The sequence below is a fragment of the Cellulosimicrobium funkei genome (genome assembly GCF_004519295.1).
Lineage (GTDB): Bacteria > Actinomycetota > Actinomycetes > Actinomycetales > Cellulomonadaceae > Cellulosimicrobium > Cellulosimicrobium funkei.
The window spans coordinates 47163-71730 of record NZ_SOZH01000009.1 but is presented as its reverse complement, the minus strand read 5'-3'; the positions used below and the strand labels follow the sequence as shown (position 1 = coordinate 71730).

Annotated in this window: 21 protein-coding genes and 1 tRNA gene; 10 read left to right on the top strand and 12 right to left on the bottom strand. The window is 74.7% G+C overall.

The genetic code is table 11. The annotated features are described in order from the left end of the window. Positions 1-43 precede the first annotated feature (43 nt). Both E1O70_RS15390 and E1O70_RS15385 read left to right on the top strand, forming a co-directional pair. Entirely contained in the window at positions 44-775 is a 732-nt protein-coding gene (locus E1O70_RS15390; protein WP_061268038.1) for an HD domain-containing protein, read from the top strand. Between the two features lie 126 nt (positions 776-901). Next, on the top strand, positions 902-1195 hold the full coding sequence (locus E1O70_RS15385) for a WXG100 family type VII secretion target (RefSeq protein WP_061268037.1): 294 nt from the start codon (positions 902-904) through the stop codon (positions 1193-1195). 107 nt (positions 1196-1302) lie between these two features. Here the strand turns inward: E1O70_RS15385 and groL are convergent, their stop codons facing one another. Further along, positions 1303-2928, bottom strand: a complete 1626-nt coding sequence (gene groL, locus E1O70_RS15380) for a chaperonin GroEL (protein ID WP_031315159.1) — start codon at positions 2926-2928, stop codon at positions 1303-1305. Between the two features lie 289 nt (positions 2929-3217). On the opposite strand from groL, the gene E1O70_RS15375 reads away from it, so the two are divergent. Beyond that, the gene (locus tag E1O70_RS15375) at positions 3218-4687 is read left to right on the top strand and encodes a glycoside hydrolase family 15 protein (protein ID WP_082774526.1); all 1470 of its coding nucleotides are present in this window, start codon (positions 3218-3220) and stop codon (positions 4685-4687) included. Between the two features lie 46 nt (positions 4688-4733). Here the strand turns inward: E1O70_RS15375 and E1O70_RS15370 are convergent, their stop codons facing one another. The 4 genes from E1O70_RS15370 to E1O70_RS15355 form a co-directional block, all read right to left on the bottom strand. Continuing rightward, on the bottom strand, positions 4734-6239 hold the full coding sequence (locus tag E1O70_RS15370) for a phytoene desaturase family protein (RefSeq protein WP_061268035.1): 1506 nt from the start codon (positions 6237-6239) through the stop codon (positions 4734-4736). A gap of 19 nt (positions 6240-6258) precedes the next feature. Next, complete coding sequence (locus tag E1O70_RS15365) at positions 6259-6462, bottom strand: cold-shock protein (protein ID WP_021482750.1); 204 nt, start codon at positions 6460-6462, stop codon at positions 6259-6261. A gap of 190 nt (positions 6463-6652) precedes the next feature. Then, positions 6653-7300: a LytR C-terminal domain-containing protein gene (locus E1O70_RS15360; protein WP_061268034.1), complete on the bottom strand. Its 648-nt coding sequence runs from the start codon at positions 7298-7300 to the stop codon at positions 6653-6655. Between the two features lie 79 nt (positions 7301-7379). Then, the gene (locus E1O70_RS15355; RefSeq protein ID WP_021482752.1) at positions 7380-7700 is read right to left on the bottom strand and encodes a DUF3263 domain-containing protein; all 321 of its coding nucleotides are present in this window, start codon (positions 7698-7700) and stop codon (positions 7380-7382) included. Between the two features lie 228 nt (positions 7701-7928). Between E1O70_RS15355 and E1O70_RS15350 the strand changes: the two genes are divergently transcribed. Both E1O70_RS15350 and E1O70_RS15345 read left to right on the top strand, forming a co-directional pair. Further along, on the top strand, positions 7929-8588 hold the full coding sequence (locus E1O70_RS15350; protein ID WP_255218749.1) for a uracil-DNA glycosylase: 660 nt from the start codon (positions 7929-7931) through the stop codon (positions 8586-8588). 151 nt (positions 8589-8739) lie between these two features. Then, positions 8740-9618, top strand: a complete 879-nt coding sequence (locus E1O70_RS15345) for an SGNH/GDSL hydrolase family protein (RefSeq protein ID WP_082774776.1) — start codon at positions 8740-8742, stop codon at positions 9616-9618. Positions 9619-9759: 141 nt separating this feature from the next. On the opposite strand, the gene E1O70_RS15340 is transcribed toward E1O70_RS15345, so the two are convergent. From E1O70_RS15340 to E1O70_RS15325, 4 genes are all read right to left on the bottom strand, one after another. After that, positions 9760-9835, bottom strand: a tRNA-Thr gene (locus E1O70_RS15340). Between the two features lie 117 nt (positions 9836-9952). Beyond that, complete coding sequence (locus E1O70_RS15335) at positions 9953-10804, bottom strand: DsbA family protein (RefSeq protein WP_034653998.1); 852 nt, start codon at positions 10802-10804, stop codon at positions 9953-9955. 89 nt (positions 10805-10893) lie between these two features. Next, complete coding sequence (locus tag E1O70_RS15330; RefSeq protein ID WP_061269068.1) at positions 10894-11469, bottom strand: hypothetical protein; 576 nt, start codon at positions 11467-11469, stop codon at positions 10894-10896. A gap of 55 nt (positions 11470-11524) precedes the next feature. Continuing rightward, positions 11525-13264 (bottom strand): serine/threonine-protein kinase, encoded by a 1740-nt coding sequence (locus E1O70_RS15325; RefSeq protein WP_061269076.1) that lies wholly within the window; start codon positions 13262-13264, stop codon positions 11525-11527. Positions 13265-13480: 216 nt separating this feature from the next. On the opposite strand from E1O70_RS15325, the gene E1O70_RS15320 reads away from it, so the two are divergent. From E1O70_RS15320 to E1O70_RS15300, 5 genes are all read left to right on the top strand, one after another. After that, on the top strand, positions 13481-14959 hold the full coding sequence (locus E1O70_RS15320) for an alpha,alpha-trehalose-phosphate synthase (UDP-forming) (protein ID WP_306303339.1): 1479 nt from the start codon (positions 13481-13483) through the stop codon (positions 14957-14959). Continuing rightward, positions 14956-15810 (top strand): trehalose-phosphatase, encoded by an 855-nt coding sequence (otsB, locus tag E1O70_RS15315; RefSeq protein WP_167496900.1) that lies wholly within the window; start codon positions 14956-14958, stop codon positions 15808-15810. Before E1O70_RS15320 ends, otsB begins: the two co-directional genes overlap by 4 nt. A 279-nt stretch (positions 15811-16089) precedes the next feature. Then, a complete protein-coding gene (locus E1O70_RS15310; protein WP_043660349.1) occupies positions 16090-17214 on the top strand; it encodes an ABC transporter ATP-binding protein in 1125 nt (374 codons plus the stop codon). 215 nt (positions 17215-17429) lie between these two features. Next, positions 17430-19103 carry a discoidin domain-containing protein gene (locus tag E1O70_RS15305; protein ID WP_061269067.1) on the top strand — a complete coding sequence of 558 codons (1674 nt, stop codon included), beginning with the start codon at positions 17430-17432 and terminating at the stop codon, positions 19101-19103. 70 nt (positions 19104-19173) lie between these two features. Continuing rightward, positions 19174-20439 (top strand): DUF4032 domain-containing protein, encoded by a 1266-nt coding sequence (locus E1O70_RS15300; RefSeq protein WP_034654006.1) that lies wholly within the window; start codon positions 19174-19176, stop codon positions 20437-20439. Positions 20440-20519: 80 nt separating this feature from the next. Here the strand turns inward: E1O70_RS15300 and rlmB are convergent, their stop codons facing one another. The 3 genes from rlmB to E1O70_RS15285 form a co-directional block, all read right to left on the bottom strand. After that, the gene (gene rlmB, locus E1O70_RS15295) at positions 20520-21536 is read right to left on the bottom strand and encodes a 23S rRNA (guanosine(2251)-2'-O)-methyltransferase RlmB (protein WP_034654007.1); all 1017 of its coding nucleotides are present in this window, start codon (positions 21534-21536) and stop codon (positions 20520-20522) included. A gap of 249 nt (positions 21537-21785) precedes the next feature. Further along, the gene (gene cysS / locus E1O70_RS15290) at positions 21786-23216 is read right to left on the bottom strand and encodes a cysteine--tRNA ligase (protein WP_061269066.1); all 1431 of its coding nucleotides are present in this window, start codon (positions 23214-23216) and stop codon (positions 21786-21788) included. 74 nt (positions 23217-23290) lie between these two features. Then, the gene (locus E1O70_RS15285; protein ID WP_082774774.1) at positions 23291-24556 is read right to left on the bottom strand and encodes an alanine racemase; all 1266 of its coding nucleotides are present in this window, start codon (positions 24554-24556) and stop codon (positions 23291-23293) included. Positions 24557-24568 lie beyond the last annotated feature (12 nt).

Below are 24568 nucleotides of genomic sequence, written 5' to 3'. Positions count from 1 at the left end.
CGACCTCCGTCCTGCTCGTCTCCGTCGAAGAAGGCTGAAGTTCATGGGCGTCAACAGCGCCGACGCACCGCAGTGGTTCCTCTCCTCGTTCGTCCGCAGCGCCCGGGGCGCCGGGGCGACCGCCCCGGACGACGAGATCCGCGCCGTCGGGCAGGGGCTGCTCGACCGCTGGGACCAGCCGGGACGCCACTTCCACAACCTGCGCCACCTGGCCGACGTCCTGGGCCGGGTCGACGAGCTCTCGCAGGAGACGCACGACCCCGACCTCGTGCGCCTCGCGGCCTGGTACCACGGCGCCATCTTCGACGCGAAGGGCGGCGCGACCTACGCCAACAAGGGCGGCGAGGACGAGACCGCGAGCGCGGCGCTCGCCGTCGCCGAGCTCACGCGGCTCGGCGTCCCCGAGCCCGCGGTGCGGCGCGTCGCGCACCTCGTCAACGCGCTCGTCCGCCACGCCCCGGACGCCTCCGACTTCGACTGCGCGGTCCTGTGCGACGCCGACCTCGCGATGCTCGCGGCCGAGCCGCAGCGCTACAAGGAGTACCTCAAGGACGTGCGCGACGAGTACGCGCACATCCCCAAGCCCGACTACGTGCGCGCCCGCATCGCGATCCTCACGAAGCTGCTCGACCGGCGCACGCTCTTCTCGAGCCCGCTCGGCGCGGCCTGGGAGGAGGCCGCGCGGCAGAACCTCGACGCGGAGCTCCAGCGCCTGCGCAAGGAGCAGGCCAAGCTCGCGGAAGCGTCGACGGCGTCCCCAGCCTCCGGCGCCTGAACCGCCGTCCACAGGCCTGACCTCCGCTCCTCCGGACCCGGGGAGGTCCGCCTACCGTCGTCGCCACGCCCCGGTGCTCACCGGGGCGACGGACGGCCCCCGGGCCGAGGGACGACGGAGGTTCGGATGAGCCGGTTCGAGGTGGACAGCGCGCGCGTCGCGCAGGCGAGCGCCGCGGTGCACGGGTCGGTCACGGCGATCCGTGCGGAGGTCGGCGCCATGATGCGGCACCTCACGGACCTGCAGGCGTCGTGGCGCGGTGGGGCGGCGACGTCGTTCACGGGCGTCATGGCGCAGTGGCAGACGACGCAGACTCAGGTCGAGGTCGCGCTCGACGACATCACGGCCGCGCTCGGCGCCGCCGCCCAGACCTACGCCGACGCCGAGTCGCAGGCCGCGCGCCTGTTCACGGCGCGGTAGACCCCGCCCGGGACCTCCCAGCGGGCACGACGAAGGCCGCCGGCCGGGCGAACCCGGCCGACGGCCTTCGGTGTCCTACGACTCCCCGTGAGGGGAGGCAGGTCGGCTCAGAAGTCCATGCCGCCCATGCCACCGGTCGGGTCGCCCGCGGGGGCAGCCTTCTCCGGCTTGTCGGCCACGACGGCCTCGGTCGTGAGGAACAGCGCCGCGATGGAGGCGGCGTTCTGCAGCGCGGAGCGCGTGACCTTGACCGGGTCGTTCACGCCGGCGGCGAGGAGGTCCTCGTACACACCGGTCGCGGCGTTGAGGCCCTGGCCCGACGGGAGGTTGCGCACCTTCTCCGCCACGACGCCACCCTCGAGGCCCGCGTTGACCGCGATCTGCTTGAGCGGGGCGTCGATCGCGGCGCGCACGATCTGCGCACCGGTCGCCTCGTCACCCTCGAGCTCGAGCTTCTCGAACGCCACGGCACCGGCCTGGATGAGCGCGACGCCCCCACCGGCGACGATGCCCTCCTCGACGGCAGCCTTCGCGTTGCGGACGGCGTCCTCGATGCGGTGCTTGCGCTCCTTGAGCTCGACCTCCGTCGCGGCACCCGCCTTGATGACGGCCACGCCGCCGGCGAGCTTCGCGAGGCGCTCCTGGAGCTTCTCGCGGTCGTAGTCGGAGTCCGACTTCTCGATCTCGCCACGGATCTGGTTGACGCGACCCTGGATCAGGTCGGCGTCGCCCGCGCCCTCGACGATCGTGGTCTCGTCCTTCGTGACGACGACCTTGCGCGCCTGGCCGAGCAGGTCCAGCGTCGCGTTCTCGAGCTTGAGGCCCACCGTCTCGGTGATGACCTGGCCGCCGGTGAGGATCGCGATGTCCTGGAGCATGGCCTTGCGGCGGTCGCCGAAGCCCGGGGCCTTGACGGCGACGGACTTGAACGTGCCACGGATCTTGTTGAGCACCAGGGTCGCGAGCGCCTCGCCCTCGACGTCCTCGGCGATGATGAGGAGCGAGCGGCCGGCCTTCATGACCTGGTCGAGGACCGGGAGCAGGTCCTTCACGTTCGAGATCTTGGACTCGACGATGAGGACGTACGGGTCCTCGAGCACGGCCTCCTGGCGCTCGGGGTCCGTCTCGAAGTAGCGCGCGAGGAAGCCCTTGTCGAAGCGCATGCCCTCGGTGAGCTCGAGCTCGAGGCCGAAGGTGTTCGACTCCTCGACCGTGATGACGCCCTCCTTGCCCACCTTGTCGAGGGCCTCGGCGATGAGCTCGCCGATCGCGGGGTCGCCGGCGGAGATGGCGGCCGTGGCGGCGATCTCCTCCTTGGTCTCGATGTCCTTCGCGGCGTTGAGCAGCTGCTCCGTCACCGCGTCGACGGCCTTCTCGATGCCGCGCTTGACGGCGATCGGGTTGGCGCCGGCCGCGACGACGCGCAGGCCCTCGCGCACGAGCGCCTGGGCGAGCACGGTCGCGGTGGTCGTGCCGTCACCCGCGACGTCGTCGGTCTTCTTGGCGACCTCCTTGACGAGCTCCGCACCGATCTTCTCGTACGGGTCCTCGAGCTCGATCTCCTTGGCGATGGAGACGCCGTCGTTCGTGATGGTCGGCGCGCCCCACTTCTTGTCGAGCACGACGTTGCGGCCCTTGGGGCCGAGGGTGACCTTGACGGTGTCGGCGAGCGTGTTGAGCCCGCGCTCCATGCTCCGACGAGCCTCCTCGTCGAAGGCGATGATCTTGGCCATGGGGAATGATCCTCCGCTGGTGGCGTATGGCGGTCGGCCGGCGCCCGCGACGGACGGCCCACGACGGCGGCGTTCATGTCACGCCGCCAGGGCGGGCCTCACCTGTCGACCTGGTGGGTTGCGCCGCAGCCGCCTGAGCGGCTGCCTGCGCTGGTCACTTCTGTCACTCTCGTGACGAGAGTGCTAACGCCATTATTGGCACTCGCACGGTGCGAGTGCAAGACAGCGGTCCGCCACGCCGCCGCGTATCGCGAGGGGCGAAACCGAGCGTCGCGAGACTCGCTCTAGGATGCGCGGTGTGATCCGCGCAACACCGTCGTGGCGCCCCCTCGCAGCCCTGGCCGGCTTCGTGCTGGTCCCTGCCCTCGGCCTGACCGCCGCGACCGCGGTCGCGGCGCCCTCGGGCGAGCACATCGACCTCTACCAGGACGGCGTCGCGGTGACGACCGGGCCCGACGGCGGCCCCGCGGTGCTGCGCCTCGCGCCCGGCGTCGGCGCGACGTACCTCGAGGGCAGCCGCGTGCTCGACCCGGCGTCGCTCGACCCCGGCGCGCTCGCCGCAGGCGTCGACCCCGCGGACGGCGAGGCGGACCGGCTCGCGCAGGTCGCCGGGGCGCGCCTCGACGCGACGGCGCTCCTCGACCCCGCGCTCGCCCACCAGACCGCCACCGCGTCGCGGGCCTGGCTCGCGTCCGGCGTCGTACCGGGTGCGGGCGGGCCGTTCGCCGCGCTCGGCGAGGCGGCCCTGCTCGACCTGCGCGCGCTCACGCTCGGCGACGGCGCCGCCCTCGCCGCGCCGTCGCCCAAGTGGCGCTACGTGTGGCCACGCGACGCGTCGTTCACCGCGGCGGCGTTCGCACGCACCGGTCACGTCGACGACGCGCGCGCCGTCCTCGGCTTCCTCGCGCGGGTCCAGGAGGACGACGGCTCGTTCCACGCGCGCTACCTCCCCGACGGGTCGGGGGTCCCGGACGACCGGGGCATCCAGTCCGACGGCGTCGGCTGGGTCCTGTGGGCCGCGGACGTCGTGCTGGAGGAGACGCCCGCCGCGGACCGCGCCGAGGTGGCCGCCGAGCTGCGCCCGCTGGTCGACGCCGCGACGGACCACGCGCTCGAGCTCGTCGACGGCGAGGACCCGCTGCCGCCGCCGTCGAGCGACTACTGGGAGGTCGAGCCCACGTCTCTCACGCTCGGGACCGCCGGTCCCCTGCTCGCGGGCCTGGAGGCCGCGGCGGACGTGTACGCGGCCGCGGGCCAGGCGCCGCGCGCGCACGAGGCGACCCTCGCTGCCGCCCGCCTGCGCATGGCGGTCGAGCGCTCGTTCGGGTCCCAGGGCTACCCGCGCCACGTCACCGGCGGCGCGCGCGACGCCTCGACGGCGTTCGTGCTGCCGCCCTTCCAGCCGGAGCCCCTCGCCGGCGCGGACGAGGCCTGGCGCACGTCCGTGCGCGAGATGCTGCGCCCGGCCGGCGGGCTCGCGCCGGGCGCGGGCTGGCGGGCCGACGGCATCTCGTGGACACCCCAGACCACGCTGTACGCGCTGGCCGCGGCGTCGTCGTCCGACCCCGAGGACCGCGCCGACGCCGAGGAGTGGCTCCGCTGGGTCGACGACCACCGCACCGCGTCCGGGGCCATCCCGGAGAAGGTCCTCGCCGACGGCTCGCCCGCCGCCGTCGCGCCGCTGTCGTGGAGCTCCGCGCTCGTCGTGCTCGCGCTCGTGGAGCTCGGCGCCCAGGGCACGCCGGGCGGCGCGGGCTGACGCTCCTCCTGGGCTCTCCCGGTCCGCTGCGGCCGGCGCGCCGGGGCTACCGGGTGGTCGCGCCGCTCGTCGCGACGGGCCCCAGGTCGGGCACGTCACGCACGTCGAACTCGCGCCGCAGCACCCGTTGCGCGGCGTACCAGCCCCCGAGGCCGTGCACGCCCGGCCCGGGCGGCGTGGACGCCGAGCACAGGTAGACGCCCTCCAGCCCGACGGCGTAGGGGTCGAACCGGGGCGTGGGCCGCGCGACCATCTGCCACATGCTCACGGCGCCGCCCGCGATGTCGCCGCCCACGTAGCTCTCGTCGTGCGCCGCCATCTCCGCCGCGGGCACGCAGCGCGAGGCCACGACGACGTCCCGGAAGCCCGGCGCGAACCGCTCGACCTGCGCGACGACGTCCTCCGTCACGTCACGCGTCGACCCGGCGGGCACGTGCGCGTAGGTCCACAGGGGGCGCAGCCCGCTCGCCCCTCGCCCGGGGTCGACGACGGTCGGGTCGCTCACGAGCACCACGGGCCGGGCGGCGTGGCGACCGGCCGCGACGTCGGCCTCGCTGCGCGCCATCTCGGCGCGCGTCCCGCCGAGGTGCACGGTCCCCGCGCGCCCCACCTCCGGGTCGGCCCAGGGCACGGGCCCGGAGAGCACGAGGTCGACCTTCGCGGCGGCGTCGCCGTGCCGGAACCGGCGCAGCGCATCCTCCGCACGCCGCGGGAGCCGGTCCGCGAACACGTCCGCGACGACGCGCGGCGTCGTGTCGAACACGTAGGCGCGGGCCCGCGGCAGGTCGGCGAGCGAACCGACCCGGTGGCCCGTGACGACGTCGCCCCCGTGGGCACGCAGGTCGTCCTCGAGCGCGGCGACGATCGCGCCGGAGCCGCCACGCGGCAGCGGCCAGCCGCCCGGCGCGTGGCCGAGCGACGCCAGCAGCACCGCCGTCCCGGCCGCGGCGAGCGACGGGAGGCGCGAGATGGCGTGCGCCGCGACGCCCGTGAGGAGCGCGCCGGCCTCGCCGGTGCGGAAGCGCCGCGTCCACGCGGGGCTCCCCTGCTCCAGCACCGCCGCGCCGAACCGGGCCGTCACACCGGCACCGCTCGGCGTGAGCACGCGCCTCGGCACCGAGCGCTTGTCACCGAGAGCGACCGCGACGACGTCGCGCCACCCCTCGGCGAGCGGGCCGAGCAGGGCGCGCCAGGCGGCGCCGTCGACCCCGAGCCGCTCGACCGTGCGCTCGAGGTCGTGATAGGCCACGCCCGCACGACCCCCGTCGAGGGGGTGGGCGTACGAGACCTCCGGCGCGAGCAGCTCCACGCCGCGCGCGCCGAGGTCGAACGCCTCGAAGAACGGCGAGGCCCACGCCATCGGGTGCACCGCCGAGCAGACGTCCTGCACGACGCCCTCGGCCAGCCCGAGGTCGAGCGTGCGGGCCCCGCCGCCCGACGTCGGCTGCGCCTCCAGCACGCGCACGGAGAGACCGGCGCGCGCGAGGGTCACGGCGGCGGCCAGGCCGTTGGGGCCCGAACCGACGACGACGGCGTCGAGGTCCTCCGTCACGCGACCCTCGGAGCCGGGCTCAGAGCGGCCGCACCTGCTCGGCCTGCGGGCCCTTGCTGCCCTGGCCGAGCTCGAACTCGACCTCCTGGCCCTCGTCGAGCGTGCGGTAGCCGTCCGTCTGGATCGCGCTGAAGTGCACGAAGAGGTCCTGTCCACCCGCTGCGGGCGTGATGAACCCGTAGCCCTTCTCGGCGTTGAACCACTTCACGGTCCCCTGAGCCATGTACGTCTCCTCGTGCATCGTCGCCCGCGAGGCGACCGCCGCCCCGTGGTAGCCCGAGCCTAGCCCGCAGGCGGCGTGCACGGAAGGTCGAACGGCAGGTCGCGATTCTCGGGCTCCGGGCCGAACGAGCAGGTCACGCGGGTGCTGCCCTCGGGTCGCGGAAGCTCCGCCGGACCGGGCGGACGAAACGTCAGCCGACCGGGGCGAGCTCCGACTTGACGATGACGACGACGTCGCCGGAGCGCAGCGTCTGCTGACTCACCTGCTCCGCGGGGATGCCGAGGATCGCGGCGACTGCGGCTGCGCTGTCAGCGCGGTCACCCGCGTACCAGACCGAGGTCACCGAGACGGCGTCGGGATCACCCTCGTAGTCGGCCGCCTCGACGTTCGTGAAGCCCTGGTCCGTCAGCGCGTCGCGCCCCTTGCCCGCTTCACCGCCGATGCCGCTGGCGTTCAGGACGCGCACGCTCGCCGACGGGTCGGCCGCCGCCATGAGCGTCGCGAGGTCCGGGGTCTCGGGCGTCTCCTCGGTCGCGGGCGGCTCCTCCGCAGCCGGGGGCTCCTCGGTCGCGGGCGGCTCCTCCGCCGCGGGCGGCTCCTCCGCCTCCGCGGGCGGCGGCTCCGTGGACTGCGCCTGCGGCGGGTCCTCCGTGGCACCGTTGTCGGACAGCAGCGCGACGCCCCCGTACGCGAGGCCGGCGAAGACGACGGCGACCAGCAGGAACGGCCACGTCTTGCTCCACCCGCTGCGCGGCGTGCGGTGCACCCCCACGGGCGCACCCTGCGGCGCGGGCGCGTCGAACTCGTCGGGCGCGTAGGGGTAGCGGCTCTTCGTCACGGCGACAGGGTAGCCCGGTCGGGGCTCTCGGCTAAACGCCCTGTTCGCCCGGACTTCACGCGCACCCGGTCGTCCCGCGTCAGAGGCCCTCGAGCCGACGCGCCGTGCGCGCCCGCTGCCGGGTGGAGCGCATCCGCCGCAGCCGCTTGACGAGCATGGGGTCGTGCGCGAGCGCGGCCGGGGAGTCGATGAGCGCGTTGAGCACCTGGTAGTAGCGCGTCGCGGACATGTCGAACAGCTCGCGCACCGCCTGCTCCTTGGCGCCCGAGTACTTCCACCACTGCCGCTCGAACGCCAGGATCTCCTGGTCCCGCTCGCTCAGGCCCGACGCCGGCGCCTCCGAGGTGGTCGGGTCGCCGACCGCGTCGGGTCCGTCGAGCACGTACGCCGCCTCGCTCATCGTTCCCTCCCTGCACTCTCTCGTCACCGGACCTGCGCACTCCCGCGCGCGGCCGCCTCTCAGCCTACGCACGAACCACACCCGTGTCATTCGTCCTCGCCGCACGCTGCGGACGTGCCGAGGACGCCGGTTAGGCTCGGGGCCGTGGAGAGCGCACCCGCCCAGCCCGTCGCCGTCGACCCGGTCGCGACCGCCTCGACGGCCGACCCCCGCCCGGCCCTCGCGAGCATCATGGCGCCCGACTGGGCCGAGGCCCTCGCACCCGTCGAGCCGCAGCTGCACGAGCTCGGCGACTTCCTGCGCGCCGAGGTGGCGGCCGGACGGGAGTACCTCCCCGCGCCGTCGGCCATCCTCAACGCGTTCTCGCGCCCCCTGGCCGAGGTGCGGGTGCTCGTCGTCGGGCAGGACCCGTACCCCACGCCCGGGCACCCGATGGGGCTGTCGTTCTCCGTGCAGCCGCACGTGCGCCCCGTGCCCCGCTCGCTCCAGAACATCTTCGCCGAGCTCGCGGACGACGTCGGCGCCCCGACGCCCGCGAACGGCGACCTGTCCGCGTGGAGCGACCAGGGCGTCATGCTCCTCAACCGGGTGCTCACGGTCCGGCCGGGCGAGCCCGGGTCCCACCGCGGCCAGGGCTGGGAGGCCGTCACCGAGGCGGCGATCCGGGCGCTCGTCGCGCGCGACGCCCCGCTCGTCGCGATCCTCTGGGGTCGCGACGCCGCGACCCTGCGCCCGATGCTCGGCGACACCCCCGTCGTCGCGAGCGCCCACCCGAGCCCGCTCTCCGCGCGCCGCGGGTTCTTCGGGTCGCGCCCGTTCTCGCGGGTCAACGAGCTCCTCCTCGCCCAGGGCGCCGCCCCCGTCGACTGGACCCTCCCCCCGGCCTGACCCCCCGCCCGCCCCCGGCCCCCGGCCCCCGGCCCCCGGCCCGCGGCCGAGCAGGTGGTCCTGGCCCGTCCGCGCCGCGTGACGCGCCAGGACCACCTGCTCGACCCGCCAGGATCGCCGGGTCGACGGCACGCCGCCCCGCAGGAGCAGAATGGGGCGGGTGACGACGCAGAACCCGACGACCACTCCCCTGGCCGGTGACACCGCCGACGCACGCCGACCCGACGACCCCGCTCCGCGCTGGACGAGCTACGTCGCGATCGGCGACTCGTTCACCGAGGGGCTGTGGGACCCGTATCCCGGCGAGGAGGACCGCCAGCGAGGCTGGGCCGACCTCCTCGCCCAGCACCTCGCGACCCGGCGCGTCGCCGCCGGCGAGGACCCGCTGCGGTACGCGAACCTCGCCATCCGCGGGCGCAAGCTGCGCTCGATCCTGACGGAGCAGGTGCCGGCGGCGCTCGAGCTCCGGCCGGACCTCGTGAGCGTCATCGGCGGCGGCAACGACATCCTGCGGCCGAACGCCGACGTCGACCGCCTCGCGCGCAACCTCGAGCACGCGGTCTCGCGCCTGCGCGGCGCGGGGATCGACGTGCTCATGGCCACCGGCTTCGACGCCTCGCAGTCGCCGCTCGTCGGCCTCACGCGCCCGCGCGTCGGCGTGTACAACGCCCACATCTGGTCGATCGCGCGCCGACAGGGCGCGTACGTGCTGGACCTGTGGGGCATGCGCGCGCTCCAGGACTGGCGCGTGTGGTCGGAGGACCGCATCCACCTGACGCCCGCGGGGCACGCGCGGGTCGCCCAGGCGGCGCTCGTCGCGCTCGGCCAGGCGCCCGACGACGCCGCGTGGGACGACCCGCTGGCTCCCCTCCCGCCCGCGCCGGCTCTCGACCGCGCGCGGCAGAACGCGCAGTGGGTGCGCACGCACGTCGTGCCGTGGGCGCAGCGGCGGCTGCGCGGGACGTCGTCGGGCGACGGGCGGCTCCCCAAGGCGCCCGAGCTCCTGCCCGTCCCGCTCGCCGACCGCTGAGCGCGGGCGACCTCGGCAGCACCTGCCGAGATCGGCCCGCGGGACCACCGATCCGGGCAGCGACCGCCGACCGACTGCTGACCCCGCGGTGCGCACCGGCACGACGACGCCCCCGGCTCCGTGGAGCCGGGGGCGTCGTGGTGGAGCCGCCTGTCGGATTCGAACCGACGACCGTTCGCTTACAAGGCGAGTGCTCTACCGGCTGAGCTAAGGCGGCGTTCCCGGGGCTGCCGGGCGAGCGAACAGACTACCTGCTCGCCCGGCGCGCCCCGGTCGGCGGCCCGCGCCGGTCACGGCGCGGGCGGCGCGGGTCAGGACACCGACGACGTGCCGGTCAGCCCTGGGCGGCGGTGACGGCCTGCGGGAGCGCGTTCGGGTCGCTCCAGTTGCCGTCCCACCGCTCGCCGTTGATCGTGATCGTCGGCGTGCCGAACCCGCGCTCGCCGTGCAGCGACGTGTCCTGGTTCACCAGGCTCGACGCCGTCGCGACCCAGTCGCCGAACGTCTCGACGGCCGTCCCGTCCTCGATGCCGGCGGCGACGTCGGCGGGCACGCCCGCCTGCTCCGCGATGTCGGCGATCTGGGCGTCGGTCAGGGTCTCGCTGCCCTCCTGGGGCTGGTTCTGGAACATCGCGGTGTTGAAGTCGTTCATCGACTCGGGCGCGCGGTCGGCGACCCAGGCCGCCGCGGCGGCGGAACGCGTCGAGAACTGCTGCGACTGCGCGACGCGGTCGAGGATCGAGATCGGGTGCAGCACGACGGTCACGTCACCGGACTCGCGGAGCTGGTCGAGCGTCGCGCCGTTCGTCTCCTCGAACTGGCCGCAGATGGGGCACATGTAGTCGAGGTAGACCCCGACCTCGACGGCGCCCTCGTTCTCGGTCCCGGCCGCGCCGTCCGCGCCGATCGGGATGCCGCCGTCCTCGGCGTCGCTCGTCGCGGGGCTCGTGACGTCGGCGAGGTTGCCCGCCGCGACGGCGTCGATCGTCTTGTTCCGGTCGTTCATGGCCGGGATCCACACGGCGAGGAACACGCCGACGAGGACGAGGACGCCCGCGACGAGCGCTCCGATCGTGATGAGGCGGTTGCGCTTGTCGCGCTTGGCCTGCGCCTCGCGCAGCGCGAGCGCCTCCGCGCGCGCGGCCTCGCGGCGCTGGGCCTTGGTCTGGGTTTCGTTGCTGGGCATGGTCGTCCTCCGAGGGAGTGGCCGAGAGCTGGGGATGTGTCAGGGTGCGCGCCGACGGGGTCGCGCGGGCCGTGCGTCCGACGACGTCGTCAGACGAGCGCGACCTGCGGAGGCCCGCGCCGGGTGCGCACCACCGCGTCGGCGAGGTGGTGCAGCGCGGTGGGGACGGCGTCGGGCACCGGGCGCACGACGCGGCGCGCGACCCCGACGAGCGACCCCACGGGGCGCAGCGCCCCCCGGAGCACGGCGCGCAGCGCACGCCCGGCCCCGGTCACGACGGCGCGGGAGCGCTCGTGCGCGCGTCGCGCCCACGCGGAGAGCCCCCACGCGACGGCGGCCGCCGCCGTGTGGGCCACGACGACGGGCAGCGCGAGCGCGCCCACGACGGTGACCATGGCGGCCGGGTCGCCCCCGAGCGCGGTGCCCGACGGGCAGTCCGGCACCTCGTGGACGAGCGCGAGGTGCATCCCGGCGGCTCCCCACACCCCCGGCACCGTCACGCACTGGTGCACGACGGCGTACCCGCGGTCGGCGAGGTGCGTCACCACGGCGGCGAGGAGGGTGAGGAGCAGGAGCGCGGGGCCGAGCAGACGGCCGGCTGCGGGCACGACGGACGTGCGCGTCACGCCGCGCGACAGGGCGCGCGGCACCGTCGTCCGGAGCACGGCGCCCATCCTACGCGCGCGGCCTGGCAGCGGGCTGGGAAGGGCCGGTGCCGGCTCAGCGCAGCGACGGCGGGCCGGGGAACGGCCACCAGGTGACGCCCGGGTCGCCCCCGAGGAGCACGAGGGACACGACGGTGAGCACGAGACCCAGGCCGGCGAGCACGAGCGTCCCCGTGCGGCCGGGGGCGAGCCGCGCCAGCGCGGTCCGCGTCCCGTACCGCGTGAGGTGCGTCAGGGGCCCGACCCAGGCCAGGGTCACCGCCGCGACCGCCGCGAGGCACAGCAGCACGGTCGTCACGACGGGCGCGTTGCCGCCGTCGGGACCCTCGACGACGACCCAGCGGTCGGACTCGAGCAACCACCACCCGGCCACGACCACGAGCACCGCGGCGCACGCCGCGACCAGGAGGGACGGGAGCGCGCCGACGAGCGCGCGCACGACGTACCACGGCGACGCCGCGACCGCGCGCACCGTGTCCCGCGACGAGACGCCGCGCCGCTCGCGCCGCGCGTGCAGCGACTCGGTCGTCACGCCGACGACGCGCGCGAGCACGACCAGCACCGACAGCACGACGAACGCCACGCCGGGGTACGTCCCGCCGAGCAGCACGAGCGGCACGGCGAGCAGGAGCAGCGCGGTGCGCCGTGCCGCGGGCACGGGGCGCACGTAGAGCGGTTCGCCGTCCTCGCCGAGGGGAGGGGCGCCGAGGTCGTCCATGAGGTCGTGCCCGACGGGGACGGCCATCGTGCGGCCGTCGTTGACCTGCGCCTGCGACGTGGGCAGGGGCGGCGGCACGACCTGGGCCTGGCCGGTCCACGCGGACGCGCCGGTCCACGCCTGGGCCCCCGTGCCGCCGGGCACGACGGCGACGGGCGGCACCACCTGGGTCGGTCCGGTGGGCGGCGCGACCACCTGGGTCGCGGGCGCGGCGTCGCCGGTGTCGGCCGCGTGCCGCAGGGCGGCCACGACCTCGGTCGGCCCGAGGCGCTGCGCCGGGTCGGCGTGCAGCGCACGACCGATCGCGCGCGCGGTGACGGGCCCCAGGCCGGCGAGGTCAGGGCGTCCGCTGCGCGCGCGGGCGAGCACGACGTCCGTCGGGCGCACGCCGAACGGCGCCCGTCCGGTCGCCGCGTAGGCGAGCAGAGCAGCCCACCCCCACCAGTCGGTGTCCACGCTGGGGGCCGCGCCCTCGAGCAGCTCGGGCGCCAGGTACCCCGGGGTGCCCATGACGAGGCCCGTGGACGTGACGCGCGCGTCCTCGAGCCCCTGGGCGATGCCGAAGTCGATGAGCACGGGTCCCCGGGAGGACACCATGACGTTGCTCGGCTTGAGGTCGCGGTGCACGACGCCGGCCGCGTGCACGGCCTCGAGCGCCGCGGCGAGCTGGTCGGCGAGCTCGTAGAGGTCCCAGGCGTCGAGCGGCCCGCCCTCGGCGATCTCGTCCTCGAGCGTGGGGCCGTCGACGAGCTCGGTGACGATGAACGCGTCCGGGCCGTCGAGCTCGACGTCGAGGATCTGCGCGACGGCGGGGTGCCGCAGGCGCTGGAGGGCGCGGGCCTCGCGGCGCAGCCGTTCGCGGCCCTGCGCGGCGGCGTCGAGGTCGACGTGCGCGTGCAGGAGCTTGATCGCGACGAGGTTGCCGCCGCCGTCGTGCGCGCTGTGGACGGTGCCCATGGCGCCGGACCCGAGCCGCGCGCCGATGTGGTAGCCCCCGACCTCGCTGCCGGGGGCGGGTCCGCGCGACGGCCCCCCGGCGACGTTCCGCGCCTCGACGCGCTGCGTGGGCTCCTCCATGGTGACAAGGTAGCCGCAGTGGACGGGCCGGTGCTGGAGGGTGCGGCCCCGACGGGCCCGGTGGGCGACCCGGCCCGGGGCGGCCTCCGACGTGCGACCGGCACCGGACGACCCGTCCATGCGCCCGACGAGCGGACTACCCTGGGCCGCCCAGGCGCGATTCATCGAAGCTCAAGGAGAGGTCCATTGACAGGCAAAGAGGGATTCGATCTCGTCGTGGTGGCCAACCGGCTGCCCGTGGACTTCACGGTCGGCCCCGGCGGTGAGATCGAGTGGAAGCGGTCGCCCGGAGGCCTGGTCACGGCGCTCGAGCCCGTCATGCAGGCGTCCGACGGCGCCTGGGTCGGCTGGTCCGGCGCGCCCGACCTGGCGAGCGAGCCGTTCGACGCCGACGAGATGCGCCTCGTGCCCGTGACGCTCTCGGCCGACGAGATCGAGCGGTACTACGAGGGCTTCTCGAACGACACGCTCTGGCCGCTCTACCACGACGTCATCTCGCCGCCCACGTACCACCGCACGTGGTGGGACGCGTACCGCCGCGTCAACCAGCGCTTCGCCGACGCCGCCGTCGCGCAGGCGGCACCGGGCGCCGTCGTCTGGGTGCACGACTACCAGCTCCAGCTCGTGCCGCAGATGATCCGCGCCCAGCGCCCGGACGTGCGGATCGGGTTCTTCAACCACATCCCGTTCCCCCCGCTCGAGCTGTTCCAGCAGCTGCCGTGGCGTCGTCAGGTGATCGACGGCCTGCTGGGCGCGGACCTCGTGGGCTTCCAGCGCGCGGGCGACGCCGCGAACTTCATCCGTGCGGTGCGGCGGCTGCGCGCCCACACCACGCGCGGGCCGATCATCACGGTCCCGGGCGAGGACGGGCGCGACCGCCACGTCCGCGCCGCCGCGTTCCCCATCTCGATCGACTCGCGCCGGTTCGACGAGCTCGCCCGCACGCCCGAGGTCCAGCAGCGCTCGCGCGAGATCCGCGCGGACCTGGGCGACCCGGACATCATGATGCTCGGCGTCGACCGCCTCGACTACACCAAGGGCATCCGGCACCGCATCAAGGCGTACGGCGAGCTGCTGCAGGACGGCCGCCTCGACGTCGAGCACGCCACGCTCGTCCAGGTCGCGAGCCCGAGCCGCGAGAACGTCGACGCCTACCAGGAGCTGCGCGAGCACGTCGAGGGCGCGGTGGGCCGCATCAACGGCGAGTACGCGGAGATCGGGCACGCCGCGATCCACTACCTGCACCACTCCTACCCGCCCGAGGAGATGGCCGCCCTGTACCTCGCGGCCGACGTCATGCTCGTCACGGCGCTGCGCGACGGCATGAACCTCGTCGCGAAGGAGTACGTCGCGGCCCGCTCCGACGACCGCGGGGTGCTCGTGCTCTCCGAGTTCACCGGTGCCGCCGACGAGCTCTCGTCCGGCGCGCTCCTCGTCAACCCGCACGACATCGACGGGATGAAGGACATCATCGTCGCGGCCGCGCACATGGACCACCGCGAGCAGCGCAAGCGCATGCGCCGGCTGCGCCGCAAGGTCCTCACCGACGACGTCGCGCGCTGGTCGGAGTCGTTCCTCGGCGTCCTCACCGCGATGCCGTCTCGCGTGCCGCGCCGCCGCCCGGAGGACGACGAGCCGGGTGCGCCGCAGGACGCCCGCGAGGGCGCCGACCAGCCCGCGGAGCAGGGCGCGTGACCGCGACGCACCACCCCGCGCCGGTGCCCGAGCCGGTCGCCGACGCCGTGCGCGCCTTCGCGGCGGACGCGGACGGCGCACCCGCCGCCCGGCTCGTCGCGCTCGACTTCGACGGCACGCTCTCGCCGCTCGTCGACGACCCGCTCACCGCGCGCATGGCGCCGTCCGCCCGGGCCGCCGTCGACCGGCTGGCCGCCGCGCTCGTCGGCACGACGACGCGCCTCGCCCTCGTCTCGGGCCGCAACCTCGCGGACCTCGCCGAGCGCAGCGAGCCGCCCGTCGGCACGTACCTCGTGGGCAGCCACGGTGCCGAGACCGGGCACGTGACCGAGGACGGGCTCGACGCCGTCCCGCTCGACCTCACGCCGGAGCAGGCCGACCACCTCGCCGCCCTGCGCGCGGGCATGGCCGACGCCGTCGCGGGGCGCGAGGGCGCGTGGGTGCAGGAGAAGCCGAGCGCCGCCGTCCTGCACACGCGGCTCGCCTCGGCGGCGGACACGCAGGCCGCCGAGGACCTGGCCGACGCGGTGGCCGAGCGGCTCGGGCTGCACGCGATGCACGGCAAGGACGTCGTCGAGGTCGCGGTCGTCGAGACGTCGAAGGGCGAGGCGGTGGACCGGCTGCGGGACGTCGTCGGGCAGGACGCCGGGTGCCCCGACGCGCGCACGCGCGTGCTCTACGCGGGCGACGACACGACCGACGAGACGGCGTTCGCCGTGCTCGGCCCGGGCGACCTGGGCGTCAAGGTGGGCGACGGCGACACGCTCGCCGAGCAGCGTGTGCCCGACGCCGACGGGCTCGCCGCGGTGCTCGACCTCCTCGCGGACCTCCTGGAGCGCCGGGAGGGCTGACCCGGGGCAGGGTCCGCCGGGCGCGCGCCCGGCGGACCCTCCCGCCCGCACCGAACCGCTACCGGATCGTGACCGACGCTGTGACGAAGCACTCAGGACCGGGAGTAGGATCGGGTCCACGATGACGTCGGGTCCCCTGCCCGTTCCGGAGGGGGTCCGACTTCTTCTGTGTCGTCGAAGACACGCTCGTCCGCCATCGCGAACAGCTACGTCGACGTGGCACGTCACTGCACAACGGATCGTCCGGCACGTACCTGCCGGTGGAGGGATGTACCAGTCATGGCTACGGTCACCTACGACCACGCAACCCGCGTCTACCCCGGGACCGAGCGTCCTGCCGTGGACCAGCTCAACCTGCACATCGAGGACGGCGAGTTCCTCGTCCTCGTCGGCCCCTCGGGCTGCGGCAAGTCGACCTCGCTCCGCATGCTCGCGGGCCTCGAGGACGTCAACGGCGGACACATCTACATCGGCGACCGCGACGTCACGGACGTCCAGCCGAAGGACCGTGACATCGCGATGGTGTTCCAGAACTACGCGCTGTACCCGCACATGTCCGTCGCGGACAACATGGGCTTCGCGCTGAAGATCGCCGGCACGCCGAAGGCGGAGATCCGCCAGCGCGTCGAGGAGGCCGCGAAGATCCTCGACCTCACCGAGTACCTCGACCGCAAGCCGAAGGCGCTCTCCGGCGGTCAGCGCCAGCGCGTCGCGATGGGCCGTGCGATCGTCCGTCAGCCGCAGGTGTTCCTCATGGACGAGCCGCTGTCGAACCTCGACGCCAAGCTCCGCGTCCAGACGCGCACCCAGATCGCGTCGCTCCAGCGCCGCCTCGGCGTCACGACGGTCTACGTCACGCACGACCAGACCGAGGCCCTCACCATGGGCGACCGCATCGCGGTCCTCAAGGACGGTCTGCTCCAGCAGGTCGGCACGCCGCGCGAGATGTACGACACGCCGGCCAACGTCTTCGTCGCGGGCTTCATCGGCTCGCCGGCGATGAACATCGGCACCTTCGCGGTCAGCAACGGCGTCGCCGAGGTCGGCCCCGCGCGCATCGCGCTCGAGCGCGAGACGGCCGCCAAGATCACCGAGGCCGACAACGGCAAGGTGACGATCGGCTTCCGTCCCGAGGCCCTCGACGTCGTGTCGCAGGCCAACGAGGCTGCGTTCCCGGTCGAGGTCAACATCGTCGAGGAGCTCGGCTCCGACGCGTTCGTCTACGGCACGCTCAAGGGCGACCTGGCCTCGCAGGCCGACGTCCACTCGGGCGCCGGCGACAACCAGGTCATCGTCCGCGTCGACCCGCGCAACGTCCCGGCCAAGGGCGAGCGCATCTACGTGACGATCCGCCCGGGTCAGTCGCACGTCTTCGGTGCCGCCTCGGGTCAGCGCATCAGCTGACACCCCGCACCACCGCCGCAGGGCGGGCCCTCCCGGTCGGGAGGGCCCGCCCTGCGGCGTTCCGGGCTCGCGACGGCGAGGCGCGCCCTCCCGCCGACCCGCCGGGTCCGTGCCCTTGACAGGGTCATGGGGGACCTCAAGACTGCTTTTGCACACACGACACCAAAAGTCGTCTGTTCGTCACCCAAATCGACAACGCTGTCAATTGGAGCCTCATGCAGATCCCGTCCCCCTCCCCGCGCGCCCGGCACCTCGGCGCGGCGCTGGCCACCGGCGCGCTCGTCGCGACCGCGCTCGCCACCGCGCCGGCCGTCGCAGCGCCCGTCGGGCCCGCGCCGTCCGCGGGTCCGTCGACCACCGCCGCCGTCACGTGCGACGCGGACGACGGCCTCCCCGACTCCAAGATCTCGATCCAGCTCTACACGCACGTGGGCGAGCTCGGCGGCTCGGGGACCCCGTCACCGGAGACCCTCGACCGCGTGCTCGGCGAGGTGGCCGCGGCCGGGTTCACGAACGTCGAGCCGTACAACCAGCCCTACGCGATGCCGGTCGACGACTACCGGGCGATCCTCGACCGGCACGGCCTCCAGGTGTCGTCGAGCCACGGCAGCACGGCCCGGGCCACGTGGCCCGCGACGGTCGCGTACGCCGTCGCGCTGGGCCAGGACTACATCGGGACCGGCAGCATGGCGGGCGGCTACGGCACCTACGACGAGGCGGTCGCCACCGCGGCGTACGTGAACGAGCTCGGGAAGTACGCGCACGAGAACGGCGCGAACAAGATCGTGCTGCACAACCACCAGAGCGAGTTCACCACGCGGTACACCCACCCGGGGACGGGCGAGACGGTCAGTGCCTGGGAGGTCATCGAGGAGAACACCGACCCGCGCTACGTCACGTTCGAGCTCGACGTCGGCTGGGCCGCCGACGCCGGCCTCGACGTCCCGGCGTGGATCGAGGAGCACGGGGACCGCATCGAGCTGCTCCACATCAAGGACGCCGTGAACGTCGACGCGCCGGGCGACATGCGGCAGGTCGCGCTCGGCCGCGGCGAGCTCGACCTCCCGGCGATCATCGCCGCGGCCGAGCCCTACGTCGAGTACTTCACCTACGAGTGGGACTGGGCACCGTCGTTCGAGACCTCCGCGGAGTCCTACCAGTACCTGCGCTGCTTCCGGTCCGACGACGGGGGCGGGGAGGAGGACGAGGACTCGCTCGCCCTGGGCCGGCCCGTGACGGCCTCCAGCATCGACGAGGCCGGCCACGAGCCCGAGAAGGCGGTCGACGGCAACGCCGGGACCCGCTGGAGCAGCGCGTGGAGCGAGCCCGAGTGGATCGCGGTGGACCTCGGCGCGAGCTATGACCTGAGCCGCGTCGTCGTCGACTGGGAGACGGCGTACGGGTCGGGCTACGAGGTCCAGACGTCCCCCGACGGCGAGACCTGGACCACGGTCCGCACCGTCACCGACGGTGACGGCGGGTTCGACGACCTGGAGATCACCGGGACGGGCCGGCACGTGCGGCTCTACCTCACCGAGCGCGCGACGCAGTGGGGCTTCTCCCTCTACGAGCTCGAGGTCTACGGCGCACCGGCCGGGCAGCTCGACCTCGACGTCGAGGTGCAGGCGCGCTGCCTCGCCGGCCAGGCGTACGTCGCCGTCCGGGCGACGAACGGCGAGGACCAGCCCGTCGACGTGACGCTCGCGACGCCGTACGGCACCCGCGAGGTCGCCGGCGTCGCCCCGGGCGCGAACGCGTACCAGTCGTTCCCGGTGCGCTCCGCCTCCGTCGAGAGCGGGTCGGTGACCGTCACGGGCACCGCGACGGTCGACGGCGAGGACGTCACGTCGACGGTCGAGGTCGACCACGACGCGGTCGCCTGCGCCTGACGGCTCCCCGCCTTCTCGCGGGCGGGTCCGACCTCACGGGTCGGGCCCGCCCCGCCCGGGTCCCACGACCATGGACAATGGACCCGTGACGGTGCACAACCTGCAGATCACCGCGTCGGCCCCCGACCCGGCGCTCCTCGACCTGCCCTGGGACGTCCCGCTCGAGGAGTGGCCGGCGGAGACGCTCGCCGCCCTCCCCCGCGGCATCTCGCGGCACATCGTGCGGTTCGTCCGCCTCTCCGGGCGGGTGATCGCGATCAAGGAGATCGGCGAGACGGTCGCGTACCGCGAGTACGAGCTGCTGCGGCAGCTCCGCCGGCTCGAGGTGCCGAGCGTCGTCCCGGTGGGCGTCATCACCGGGCGCCAGGACGCGAACGGCGAGCGGCTCGAGGCCGTGCTCATCACCGAGCACCTCCAGTTCTCGCTCCCCTACCGCGCGCTGTTCAGCCAGTCGCTGCGGCCGGACACGGCCACGCGCCTCATCGACGCACTCGCCGTCCTGCTCGTGCGCCTGCACCTCGTGGGCTTTTACTGGGGCGACGTGTCGCTGTCGAACACGCTGTTCCGGCGCGACGCGGAGACGTTCGCCGCCTTCCTCGTGGACGCCGAGACGGGTGACCTGCACCGCGAGCTCTCCCCCGGCCAGCGCTCGTACGACGTCGACCTCGCGCGCACGAACATCATCGGCGAGCTCATGGACCTCGCCGCCGGCGAGCTGCTCGACGAGGACGTGGACGAGGTCGCGATCGGCGACGCGCTCGTCGCGCGCTACGAGGAGCTGTGGGAGGCGCTGACGACGTCCGAGTCGTTCGACGCGAACGAGCGGTGGCGCGTCGCGGCCCGCATCGAGCACCTCAACAACCTCGGGTTCGACGTCGACGAGCTCGCGATCACGACCGACATCGACGGCACGACCGTGCAGATCCAGCCGAAGGTCGTGGACGCGGGGCACCACTCGCGACGCCTGCTGCGCCTCACCGGCCTCGACGTGCAGGAGAACCAGGCCCGCCGTCTGCTCAACGACCTGGACTCGTTCCGCGCGGCGGCCGAGCGGCAGAACGACGACGAGGAGTTCGTCGCGCACGACTGGCTGAGCGGCGTGTTCGAGCCCACGATCCAGGCCGTGCCGCGGAACCTGCGCCGCAAGCTCGAGCCGGCGCAGCTCTTCCACGAGATCCTCGACCACCGCTGGTTCATCTCGGAACGCGCCGGTCGCGACGTGCCGATGGCGGAGGCGACGCAGTCGTACGTGGAGAACGTCCTGCGCCACCGCCCGGACGAGAAGGCGATCCTCGGCCTCGCGCCGGGCGAGAAGGACCCCGAGTACTACGGCTGACGCGCGTCGCCCCGCCGTCCGAGGACGGGCGGGGCGACGCGGGCACCGCGTGACGGTGGGTGGTGCCGGGCGTGCCGGCGTCAGGCCTCGCGCCGCAGGCGCGCGACCTCGTAGAGCGAGATGCCCGTCGCGACGGCGGCGTTGAGCGACTCCGTGTCCGACCCGATGGGGATGGACGCGACGACGTCGCACGCCTCGCGCACGAGGCGGGACAGGCCCTTGCCCTCCGACCCCGCGACGACGACGAGCGGCTCGGTGGCGAGCTCGAGGTCGCCGATCGCCGTGGTGCCGCCCGCGTCGAGCCCGACGACGAAGCACCCCGCCTTCTTCAGCTCACCGAGCGCGCGCACGAGGTTGGTCGCCCGGGCGACCGGGACGCGCGCGGCGGCACCCGCCGAGACCTTCCACGCGGACGCGGTGACGCCCGCGGCGCGGCGCTCGGGCACGAGGACGCCGTGCGCGCCGAACGCGCCCGCGGAGCGGAGCACCGCGCCGAGGTTGCGCGGGTCCGTGACGCCGTCGAGCGCGACGACGAGCGGCGGCCGCCCCGACTCCTCGGCGGCGTCGAGCAGGTCGTCGACGTCCGCGTACTCGTACGGCGGGACCTTGATCGCGACGCCCTGGTGCACGGCCCCGTCGGTGAGACGGTCGAGCTCGGGCTTGCCCACCTCGAGGAGGTCGTAGCCGCGGCCCGCGACGATGTCGACGATCTCGCGCGTGCGGTCGTCGGCGTCGAGGCGCGACGCGAGGTAGACCACCTCGACGGGGATGCGCGCGCGCAGCGCCTCCAGGACCGAGTTGCGACCCGCGACGACCTCCTGGACCGACCCGCGGCCCTTGGGGCCGCCACCGCGCGAGGCCCCGCCGCGCGACGTGCCGGCACGCTCGGTGCCGCGCGCCGGGCCGCCGCGCCCGGTCGCGCGCTTCTCGTCGGCCACCTTGCGCTTGTGCGCCGCGTGGTAGACGCGGTCCTCGGCCTTCGGGGTCGGCCCGCGGCCCTCGAGGCCCTTGCGCCGCTGCCCGCCCGAGCCGACGGTCGCGCCCTTCTTGCTTCCGGGCTTGCGGGTCGCGCCGCGTCGTTGTGAGTTGCCAGCCATGGTGCACCGATCGTGTCGTCGTTCAGGTCAGTTCAGGTCAGTCCACGTCGGGTTCGGCGCCCGGCGTGCGTGTCTCGCTCCTGGGTCCAGTGTCCCCCAGACACCCCGCCGAGGGGGAACCGTGGTCGTCACCAGGGTTCTCCCGCGCGCTACCAGAGCTCTACCTCGCGTTACCGGAGCTCTATCTCGTGCTACCGGAGCTCTATCTCGTGCGCCGGCGGGTGGCTCCCGGCCGTCGTCCGGTGGGCGTCAGGCGAGGGTCCAGCGCGCGCCGTCGGCCGAGTCCTCGACCGCGACGCCTGCCGCGGCGAGCCGGTCGCGGATCGCGTCGGCCGTCGCGAAGTCCCGCGACGCGCGCGCCTCGGCCCGCGCCGCGAGCTCCGCGCCCACGACGGCGTCGAGCACCGCCGCGTAGCGCGAGTCGCCGCGGTCGGCCCACTGCGCGTCGCCCGGGTCGAGCCCGAGCACGTCGAGCATCGCGCGCACCGCCACGAGGTGGTGGCGCGCGACGGCGTCCGCGGCCGTCGTCCGGTCCGCGAGCGCCGCGTTGCCCGCGCGCAGGTGCTCGTGCACGACGGCGAGCGCCGCCGGCACGTTGAGGTCGTCGTCCATCGCTGCGGTGAAGGCGGTCGGGAGCTCGGCGTCGCGCACGTCGTCGACCTCGCCGACCCGCTCGGTCGCCCGCTCGACGAAGCCCGCCAGCCGCTCCCACGTCGCCTCGGCCTCGACGACCGTGGCGGGCGTCCACTCGAGCATCGAGCGGTACTGCACGGACGCGAGCGCGTAGCGCAGCACGGCGGGGCTCGTGGTCGCGAGGACCTCGCGCACGAGCAGCCCGTTGCCGAGCGACTTGCTCATCTTGGCGCCGCCCTGCGTGACCCACGCGCTGTGCAGCCAGTGCTGCGCGAACCCGTAGCCCGCGGCGCGCGACTGGGCCTGCTCGTTCTCGTGGTGGGGGAAGCGCAGGTCGAGGCCGCCCCCGTGGAGGTCGAACGTGTCGCCGAGGTAGCGGCGCGCCATGGCGGAGCACTCGAGGTGCCAGCCCGGACGGCCGCGCCCGAACGGCGTGTCCCACGACGCGGTCTCCGGCTCGCCCGGCTTGGGGGCCTTCCAGAGCGCGAAGTCGCGCGGGTCGCGCTTGGCGGCGGCCTCCTCGGCGTCGGCGGGGACGTCGTCGGGCACGGGGTTGAGGTCCTCGAGGCGCTGGTTGGTGAGCGCGCCGTACTCGGGCCAGGACCGCACGTCGAACCACACGTCGCCGGGGCCCGTGGTGTAGGCGTGGCCGCGCTCGACGAGGCGCTGCATGAGCTCCACCATGTCCGGGACGTGGCCCGTCGCGCGCGGCTCGTACGTGGGGGGCAGCACGCCCAGGGCGTCGTACGCGGCGGTGAACGCGCGCTCGTACGTCGCGGCCCAGGCCCACCAGGGCTCGCCCGCGTCGGCGGACTTCGCGAGGATCTTGTCGTCGATGTCGGTGACGTTGCGGATGAGCGTCACCCGCGCGCCCCCGCGCCGGAGCCAGCGCACGAGGACGTCGAACGCGACGGCCGAGCGCATGTGCCCGATGTGGGGGGCGGCCTGGACGGTGGCGCCGCACAGGTAGATGCCGACCTCGCCCGGGGTCAGGGGGACGAAGTCGCGCACGTCCCGCGTGGCGGTGTCGAACAGGCGAAGGGTCACGCCGCAAGGGTACCGGGGACGCACCGTCGCGGCCGAAGCGGCGCCGTGGCGACTCCCGGTCCGTCCTCGCCGCGTCAGCCGAAGCTCTTGCCCTCGCCGCGGTACGTCGGGACCACGTCGACCACCTCGTCGCCGCGCACGAGGTGCACGCGGTCGAACCGCTCCATGGCCTCGCCAGCCTTGCCGTGGCGGAACCAGACGCGGTCTCCCACGCCCAGGTCGGGCGCCCCGGCGCCGCGCGACCGGTGCAGCGGCGTCTGCACCTCGCCCGCACCCTCGCGGCCCGTGAGCGACCATCCCGGCGTCACGACGCGCGGCAGCCGGCTGCGGGTCGCCGGGCCGGACGCGACGTACCCGCCGCCGAACGCCGTCGCCCAGCCCGGGCCCGGGACGCGCACGACGTCGAGGCCGAAGAACGCCGACGGCCGGGGCCGGAACGCGCGGTACTCGTCGAACAGGCCCGGGACGTACAGGCCCGACCCGGCCGTCACCTCGGTCACGACCGCGTCGGCGGACGACGTCTCGAGCGACCCCGTGCCGCCCGAGTTCACGAGCTCGAGGTCGTGCCCGACGACGTCCCGGACCGCCGCGACGACCTCGCCGCGCCGCTCCCCCAGCTCGAGCACCGAGAGCCGCTTGACCGCGCGGACGGCGAGGCTGGAGTCCGGCATCCCGGCGACCTGCGCCTCGTAGAACATGAGGCCCCGCAGGGCGAGACCGGGCGTCGAGACGACCCGGGCGGCGAGCGACGCGACGTCGCGCGCCCCGTGCAGGGGCGAGCGGCGCGTGCCCAGGTGGACCGTCACGAGACCGAGGCCCACGCGCAGCGACGCGTCCACGTCGAGGCACACCCGCACGGGCGGCTCGTCCCCGGTGCCGGTCTCGGCGAGCGCGTGGCGCACGAGCTCCAGGTGCGCGGCGTCGTCGACCATGAGCGTGACCTCGCGCCGGCCGGCCTCGTGGCGGGCGAGCTCGGCGAGCGCCCCGCGGTCGACCGACGGGTAGCCCACGAGGACGTCGCGGACGCCCGACTCGACGAGCCACAGCGCCTCGCGCACCGAGTACGCCATGACGCCCCGGAAGCCCCGCTCGCCCGCGCGCGCGACGAGCGAGCGCACGCGCACGGACTTCGACGCGACCCGCACGGGGACCCCGCCCGCGCGCGCGAGCAGCTCGTCGGCGTTGGCGTCGAACCGGTCGAGGTCGACGACGGCGAGCGGGCCGTCGAGCGTCGCGGTCGCGCGGGTCAGGCGGGCCAGGAGCGACGGCGTCGCGCCCCGCTCGTCACCGTCCAGCGGGCCCGCGCCCTGGTCCGCCCCCGGTGCCGTGTGGGTCGTCATGGAGAGAACGTA

Coding starts and splice junctions, on each gene's coding strand:
- E1O70_RS15365 (WP_021482750.1), bottom strand. CDS start 6,462: ATGGCTCAGGGGACCGTGAAGTGGTTCAACGCCGAGAAGGGCTACGGG.
- E1O70_RS15285 (WP_082774774.1), bottom strand. CDS start 24,556: ATGACGACCCACACGGCACCGGGGGCGGACCAGGGCGCGGGCCCGCTG.
- E1O70_RS15300 (WP_034654006.1), top strand. CDS start 19,174: ATGGACAATGGACCCGTGACGGTGCACAACCTGCAGATCACCGCGTCG.
- E1O70_RS15305 (WP_061269067.1), top strand. CDS start 17,430: ATGCAGATCCCGTCCCCCTCCCCGCGCGCCCGGCACCTCGGCGCGGCG.
- E1O70_RS15355 (WP_021482752.1), bottom strand. CDS start 7,700: ATGAGCGAGGCGGCGTACGTGCTCGACGGACCCGACGCGGTCGGCGAC.
- E1O70_RS15325 (WP_061269076.1), bottom strand. CDS start 13,264: ATGGAGGAGCCCACGCAGCGCGTCGAGGCGCGGAACGTCGCCGGGGGG.
- E1O70_RS15310 (WP_043660349.1), top strand. CDS start 16,090: ATGGCTACGGTCACCTACGACCACGCAACCCGCGTCTACCCCGGGACC.
- E1O70_RS15335 (WP_034653998.1), bottom strand. CDS start 10,804: ATGCCCAGCAACGAAACCCAGACCAAGGCCCAGCGCCGCGAGGCCGCG.
- E1O70_RS15345 (WP_082774776.1), top strand. CDS start 8,740: ATGGGGCGGGTGACGACGCAGAACCCGACGACCACTCCCCTGGCCGGT.
- E1O70_RS15375 (WP_082774526.1), top strand. CDS start 3,218: ATGCGCGGTGTGATCCGCGCAACACCGTCGTGGCGCCCCCTCGCAGCC.
- E1O70_RS15385 (WP_061268037.1), top strand. CDS start 902: ATGAGCCGGTTCGAGGTGGACAGCGCGCGCGTCGCGCAGGCGAGCGCC.
- rlmB (WP_034654007.1), bottom strand. CDS start 21,536: ATGGCTGGCAACTCACAACGACGCGGCGCGACCCGCAAGCCCGGAAGC.
- E1O70_RS15390 (WP_061268038.1), top strand. CDS start 44: ATGGGCGTCAACAGCGCCGACGCACCGCAGTGGTTCCTCTCCTCGTTC.
- groL (WP_031315159.1), bottom strand. CDS start 2,928: ATGGCCAAGATCATCGCCTTCGACGAGGAGGCTCGTCGGAGCATGGAG.